The organism is Ureaplasma diversum NCTC 246 (genome assembly GCF_000731915.1).
GTDB lineage: Bacteria > Bacillota_I > Bacilli_A > Mycoplasmatales > Mycoplasmoidaceae > Ureaplasma > Ureaplasma diversum.
Map to the genome: position 1 here is coordinate 1 of NZ_JFDP01000104.1, position 1,390 is coordinate 1,390.

The following is a 1,390-nucleotide window of genomic DNA, read 5'->3' on the forward strand; positions in this document are numbered from 1 at the left end:
CGGAGGGAATGATAGTTTTAATTATAATGATTCTTTCAACCACTCAACTTGGCTTACATTTATGAAAAATAGATTAGAGCTTGCTATGAAATTATTAAAAAATGATGGAGTTATCTTTGTAAACTTAGATTACAGAGAAGCACATTATTGCAAAGTATTAATGGACGGCATATTCGGTTCAAAAAATTATTTAAATGATATAATATGGAATTCAACAAAATCTGTAACGAATACTGCAATAATATCAGCATCACATACGCATACTCTGGTGTATTTTAAAAATAAGGATCACTTTGTGAAAAATAGGACAGAATTTAGAATTCAAGATGATGGAGAGGGATTCGCAAATCCTGACAATGATCCTAGAGGTCCATGGAAGGCGGACCCGTTCCAAGTAGGTGGATGACGTCCGAATCAACAATATGAAATTGTAAATCCGAACACTGGAGTTGTATATCTTCCAAATGAAGGTTGCAGTTGGAAAAATGATTACAATAAGTATCAAGAATTGTTAAAAGATAATCGTATAGTTTTTGGCGCTACAGGAAAATCAGGTCCGCAAAGAAAAAGATTTCTTTTTGAGGCAGAAGAAAGAGGGAAAGTTGTCAAAACTATTTGGGATGATGTAGGAACAACAACAAATGGTACGCAACACTTGAAAGAGTTATTCGGGAAAAATGTTTTTAGCAATCCAAAACCAGAACAGTTTATAAGAAAAATTTTAGAGTTGTCTACTAAAGAAGGAGATTTAGTTCTAGATTATTATTTAGGTTCTGGAACAACTTGTGCTGTTGCTCATAAAATGGGTCGTAGATATATAGGTGTTGAGCAAATGAACTACATCGAGAATATTACTGTTGAAAGAATGAAAAAAGTGATAGACGGAGAACAAGGTGGAATTTCTAAGTCTGTTAATTGGAAAGGTGGGGGTTCATTTGTTTACCTTGAGCTTAAAGAAGGCGCCCAAAAACTAATTCAAAAAGTCATAGATGCTACAGATGAAAACATCAATCAAATTAAGGAATTAATCTTAAAAGACGATAGAATAGTTCCTTATGTTTTTAGTGCTGATATTAGGTCTTTAGATGATGAATTTAATACATTAGAACTTGATCAACAAAAACAAGCATTAATTAAATTAATTGATAAAAACAAACTATATGTAAACTATTCAAGTATTGAAGATGCTGAATATAACATTAGTGAAAACGATAAGAATTTCAATAAAGCTTTTTATGGTGATAAGTAGTGAGCAAAGATTATTTAAAACTAATTCTTATAATAGAAAACTGTCTTGCTCATACTTTATGTTCGTTGTTAATTTAGTATAACTTGTTAGGATAGATTTTAAGAACTATTTGAAAAAGGAATAATATTTATGCAAAAAGCG

General features: G+C 31.1%; 1 protein-coding gene. It reads left to right on the forward strand.

Annotated features, from left to right (window positions below; translation table 4 throughout):
• The coding region (locus UDIV_RS04095; RefSeq protein WP_038103729.1) for a site-specific DNA-methyltransferase at positions 1-1,249 on the forward strand (1,249 nt) is incomplete at its 5' end.
• Positions 1,250-1,390: the final 141 nt, after the last annotated feature.